Origin of the sequence: uncultured Empedobacter sp. (assembly GCF_937930195.1) — a bacterium.
GTDB classification, from domain to species: domain Bacteria; phylum Bacteroidota; class Bacteroidia; order Flavobacteriales; family Weeksellaceae; genus Empedobacter; species Empedobacter stercoris.
Genome location: NZ_CALGVK010000044.1, coordinates 1 through 5,408, shown reverse-complemented (window position 1 = coordinate 5,408; position 5,408 = coordinate 1). Strand labels below are relative to the sequence as shown.

The 5,408-nt window shown below is 32.2% G+C and carries 5 protein-coding genes; 4 read left to right on the top strand and 1 reads right to left on the bottom strand.

Going from position 1 to position 5,408, the window contains the following annotated elements:
* Positions 1-797: endonuclease/exonuclease/phosphatase family protein (locus Q0616_RS02400; protein ID WP_225532496.1), on the bottom strand; the 797-nt coding region annotated here is incomplete at its 3' end.
* A gap of 329 nt (positions 798-1,126) precedes the next feature.
* On the opposite strand from Q0616_RS02400, the gene Q0616_RS02395 reads away from it, so the two are divergent.
* The 4 genes from Q0616_RS02395 to Q0616_RS02380 all read left to right on the top strand — a co-directional run bounded on the left by Q0616_RS02395 (position 1,127) and on the right by Q0616_RS02380 (position 5,187).
* Complete coding sequence (locus tag Q0616_RS02395) at positions 1,127-2,185, top strand: FAD-dependent oxidoreductase (RefSeq protein WP_298774789.1); 1,059 nt, start codon at positions 1,127-1,129, stop codon at positions 2,183-2,185.
* 11 nt (positions 2,186-2,196) lie between these two features.
* Positions 2,197-2,658: a hypothetical protein gene (locus Q0616_RS02390; RefSeq protein ID WP_171623185.1), complete on the top strand. Its 462-nt coding sequence runs from the start codon at positions 2,197-2,199 to the stop codon at positions 2,656-2,658.
* A gap of 45 nt (positions 2,659-2,703) precedes the next feature.
* Complete coding sequence (locus Q0616_RS02385) at positions 2,704-4,620, top strand: ABC-F family ATP-binding cassette domain-containing protein (protein ID WP_171623186.1); 1,917 nt, start codon at positions 2,704-2,706, stop codon at positions 4,618-4,620.
* Positions 4,621-4,707: 87 nt separating this feature from the next.
* Positions 4,708-5,187 carry a DNA-deoxyinosine glycosylase gene (locus Q0616_RS02380; protein WP_171623187.1) on the top strand — a complete coding sequence of 160 codons (480 nt, stop codon included), beginning with the start codon at positions 4,708-4,710 and terminating at the stop codon, positions 5,185-5,187.
* The last annotated feature ends 221 nt before the right edge of the window (positions 5,188-5,408 follow it).

Genomic DNA, 5,408 nt, shown 5'->3' with positions numbered 1-5,408 from the left:
TAATTCGCATCACCTTTTTCAATTCCATCTCCTATTTTTTCTTCAACTTCTATTTTTTCTTCTTGATCTAACTTCATTTCTCCTGAATCATCATCACTTCTTAAAACGACTTTTAAGCCAATTGGGAAATGATCTGAACCAATATTATCTTCTCTAATCATTTCAATTAATCGAAATTGAGAGCTCAAGAAATAGTGATCTAAAGGCCAACGTAAAAACCAATGATGCGCATGAAAAGTATTGAACATTCCACGACCTCTTCGAGGATCTAAAAGTTGAGATGTCTTCAAAAACAGGCGGGTTGTTCTACTCCACGCAACATCATTTAAATCACCAAATACGATACATGCTTTTCCGTATTCTTTGGCTTGTTTTCCGATCATTAAAATTTCAGCATCTCTTTCAGTACTTTCTTCATTTTCTTGTGGAACAGGTGGTGTAGGATGCAAACCATACAAACGTACAATCTGATTATTATACTCGATGTCAACAATAATTGAAGGGATTTCAGTGCTAATTAAATAATTAATCTCTTGGTTTTTAATGGGTAATTTCGAGTAGAATAATAAACCATAAGTATTGTCTAAAGGAACTTCTATCTTATACTCATAATCATTTGTAGCTTCACGTATTTGATTCATCCATTCATTATTCGTTTCCAGAAGAAACACAATATCGGGATTTCGTTTTTTGATTAATTGAACTAAATTCTGGTATTTTGTATTGTCTTGCAAAACATTGTAGACTAATAAATTTAAAGGTTTTTCATTCGGTTTTAATTCAACTTGATTGATCATTTTTTTTCCAAAAGGCGAATAGGGAAGAATGACCCAAAGCAAATAAATTGCTGAAAAAATAAGACATACGAACAAACTAATCGTAGTCGAATTTTTCTCTACAAAAATGAATAGAAATGAAGTGAGAATAACTAAAATAAGCTTTTGAAAACGTGGGTAATCAAAAACTCTTACCGACCAATGATTATGTTTGAAAAAAGGAATAATTACCGAAATAAGAATAAGGCAAGAAAGAAAAATAAAGAGTATTTGCATAATATGGATGTTTTTTGTATAACAAGATAATAAAAATAGAAACATTATCTACCTTTGTTCTTAAATTTTATCAATTGAACAAAGTAGAGTATATTATCGTAGGACAAGGTGTTGCAGGAAGTTGTATGGCGATGAAATTATTGCAAGAAAATAAATCTTTTGTAGTGATTGACGATCATTTTCATAAAGCATCGGCAATTGCAGCAGGAATATTCAATCCGGTTGTGCTAAAACGTTTTTCAATTGTTTGGAATGCGACAAATCAAATTAATCGTTTGCGCGAAGTTTTTGGTCAGTTTGAAGAATTATTGAACGAAAAATACATCTACAATTTTCCAGTTTATCGTGTTTTTAATGATGAACAAGAGAAAAAAACATGGCTAAAAAAAGCAACGACTCATCCAGATTTAGTTGATTATTTAGCGACAGACACAGAGCAATTGAATGATTTTTCAGCAATCAATAACCCTATAGGTTCGGGAGAAGTTTTGCACACTGGTCGAGTTGATTTGACTAATCTTTTGAATGATTTCAAAAATTATTTGATTGAACAAAATCAATATATTGATGAAGAATTTGACTTTGAATCCTTGATTGTGCACGATAATCACACGAACTATAAAAATATTGAAGCAAATAAGATTATTTTTGCCGAAGGTTACAATGTTTTAAATAATCCATATTTCAAAAATCTACCCGTTATTGGTGTGAAAGGAGAAGTGTTGAAAATAGAAACAAAAGCCACATTGCCTGAAGCTGTAGTAAAAGGAAAAGAATTTTTGATGCCTTTAGAAAATAATCAATATTTTGTTGGTGCAACTTACGATCGTGATCATGTCAATTACGAAAATACAGCAGAAGCCAAACAATATTTGGTGGATGGGGTTCAGAATTTTTTCAAGGAAGATTTTGAAGTTGTGGAACAGCACGCATCCATCCGACCAACAGTAGTCGATCGTCGCCCAATTATTGGTGCGCATCCAATATATCAGCAATTGATTTGTTTAAATGGAATGGGAACGCGTGGAACGATGCTGGCGCCAGTCATGGTCGATGAATTGTATGATTTTTTAGAGAACAATCAAACTATCGATAAAGAAGCCGATATTAAACGTTTTTATGATCGATTTTAAATTTTCTTCTGATGAACAACTTTAACATAAAAATATTCGTACTTCAACTCGTTGCAAGTATTTTGTTATTCTTAGGAATTCAACAATTTTATGTCTTGGCAGAATTAGATTTGATTGAATTAATTCATTCGATGGGAAAAGATAATTTTGCTTTTTTGGTACGTAAAAGTGATGAGTTTGGAATTAGTGAAAAGCTAAAACATTTGGCGATAATGAAATCGATTTTGAGTTTCGTAGGAATAGTTTTAGGTTATATTGTAGCATCTATTATTAACCATAAACGTAATTACGATTGGAAAATTTCAGTTGTAATTGTAGCAGTGTGTTTCCTGGTTTTTCAATTCAAATTAATACATCTTCCAATCAATTTTATTCAAACAAATAATTTGGCAATTGCCTATTTTGTGCCTGCTACAATTTCTGTTGTTATTAGTTTTCTGTTGTATTTTTTTAGTTATCGTATAAAACCTTAAACTTCATTGTATTCAACTAACAAAAAAACATTGTATTTTTGCAAAATGTTATTAGTACAAAATTTAGGAGTTTATTTTGCGGGTAGATATTTATTCGAAAACGTTTCGTTCCGCATCAACAAAGGAAATCGTGTTGGTTTAGTAGGTAAAAATGGGGCTGGAAAATCGACGTTACTTAAAATTTTAGCCAAAAGTCAACAGGCTTCAGAAGGAGAAGTTGTCTACGAAGGAGACGTAACAATCGGGTATTTATCGCAAGATATTGATTTTGTACAAGGAAGAACTGTTTGGCAAGAAGCTGATTCTGCTTTCGAACAATTGGTTGAAATACAGAATCGTATTGATTTTGTCAACAAAGAATTAGCCGAAAGAACAGATTACGAATCGAACGAATACGGAAAGTTAATCGAAGATATTTCGCATTTAACAGAACGTTTTGGGCTTTTAGGTGGTTACACAAAAGACGCTGAAATTGAACAAATTTTAATTGGTTTAGGTTTCAAAAGTTCAGATTTTCATCGCTCAACAGAAGAGTTTTCTGGTGGATGGAGAATGCGCATTGAATTAGCAAAGCTATTGTTGCAAAAACATGATGTGATGCTTTTAGATGAGCCTACAAACCACTTGGATATCGATTCGATTATCTGGCTAGAAGATTTCTTGAAAGATTATCCTGGTGCAGTTGTATTGGTTTCGCACGACCGTCAATTTTTGGATAATGTAACCAACCGTACGATTGAAATTGCGAATCGTCACATCTCCGATTTTAAAGCAAATTATACACGTTATTTAGAATTGCGTGAAGATCGCCGCGAAAAATTAGAACAAGCGCAAAAAAATCAGGAACAGATGATTAAGCATACGGAAGATTTGATTTCGAAATTCCGTGCAAAAGCCAACAAAGCTTCGATGGCACAATCATTAATCAAAAAATTAGACAAAATAGATCGCATCGAAATTGAAAATGATGATGTAACCAAAATGAATATCCGATTTGTGGATGCAGTTCAACCAGGAAAAATTATTTTCGAATTAGATGATGTTGGTGTTGCATTTGGTGATCATCAAGTTTTTGATCATGTTTCATTTTATGTTAATCGTGGTGAAAAAGTAGCTTTTGTAGGACAAAACGGTCAAGGGAAAACAACTTTATCTCGTGCAATTATCAATGAACAACCTTATACAGGAAGAATTAAACATGGTCATAATGTTGAGATTGGTTATTTTGCTCAAAATCAAGCACATGTTCTAAATGATAAATTAACCGTTTTAGAAGAGGCAGAAAATTCTGCAACAGAAGAAACACGTAAACATGTTCGCGATTATTTAGGAGCTTTTATGTTTGGAGGCGAAGCGGTAGAGAAAAAAGTTTCGGTACTTTCGGGAGGCGAGCGAAATCGTTTGGCTTTATGTAAATTATTGTTGCGTCCATTTAATGTTTTAATTATGGATGAGCCGACGAACCACTTGGATATAGTATCGAAAGAATTGTTGAAAAAAGCTTTACAAAAATATACAGGAACATTAATCTTAGTTTCGCACGACCGCGAATTTTTAGAAGGGTTAGTAGACAAAGTGTTTGATTTCCGTAATGGTCAAGTCAAAGAATATCTTTCTGGAATTGATGATTATTTAGCGCAAATTAAAGCGGGTAATTTCCGTGAAGTCGAGAAAGGAAATTCTTTAGCTGCACCAAAAGAAGAAAAGCCAATTGAGGTTAAAATAGAGCAAGCTAAACGTGTTTTATCGTTTGAAGAAGAGAAGGAGCAGAAACGCCTAAAAAATAAATTGTCTCGTATAGAAACAGAGATATCAGATTTGGAAACGAAGATTGCGGATTTAGAAAATAAATTACACGCAGGTTCTCAAACCCAACAAGAATTGGATAAATATGCAAATTTGAAAAATGATTTAGATAAGAAAATGTTAGAATGGGAAGAAATATCTGAGCAAATTTTCTAAAATTATATCGTTCAAAAATATTATTTTATTAAAGTGCTGCAGTTTTGCAGCACTTTTTTTGTACATTCTATTTTAGAATAAGACAAAATGCATAAACAATCTTTTGCTGCAATTACATCAGAACAACCAAAAACATTAATTCTTGGCTCTTTACCTGGGGATTTATCGTTAGAAGTCAATCAATATTATGGGCATCCGCGTAATAGATTTTGGAAAATGATGTTTGAGATTTTCAAGACAGAATTTTCAGAAGATTATGAAATAAGAAATCAACTTATTTTACAAAATAAGTTAGCGCTTTGGGATGTTGCGCATTCTGCTGAACGAAAAGGAAGCATGGATGTGGATATGAGAAATGTTTCGCCAAATCAAATTGATGAATTTTTGAATGAACATCCTACAATCGAGAAAATAATTTTCAATGGAAAGAAAGCGTATCAATTATTTTGGAAATATTTTGAAAAAAAAACATTCATAGAGTATATTTCTGTGCCAAGTACAAGTCCTGCAAATGCCCAATTTTCTTACGAACGATTGATTGAAATCTGGAAAAAAGCAATTATTTAGGATAATCTTTTCATGTTCAAAATAATTAATCAAAGAAAAATAAAATTATTTTTTAGCTTAAAAATTTTATGATGAGAAACTTAGCTTTATATGTAAAATAATTATAAAAAAATGCTTCCTAAAAGTTTTGTAATTAAAAAAGCTGTTCTATATTTGCACTCACAATCGCGGGAATAGCTCAATTGGTAGAGCGTCAGCCTTCCAAGCTGAATGTTGCGAGT

What these genes read in the sequence shown, in the direction of transcription:
- Q0616_RS02385 (WP_171623186.1), top strand. Translation starts at nt 2,704, where the DNA reads ATGTTATTAGTACAAAATTTAGGAGTTTATTTTGCGGGTAGATATTTA.
- Q0616_RS02380 (WP_171623187.1), top strand. Translation starts at nt 4,708, where the DNA reads ATGCATAAACAATCTTTTGCTGCAATTACATCAGAACAACCAAAAACA.
- Q0616_RS02390 (WP_171623185.1), top strand. Translation starts at nt 2,197, where the DNA reads ATGAACAACTTTAACATAAAAATATTCGTACTTCAACTCGTTGCAAGT.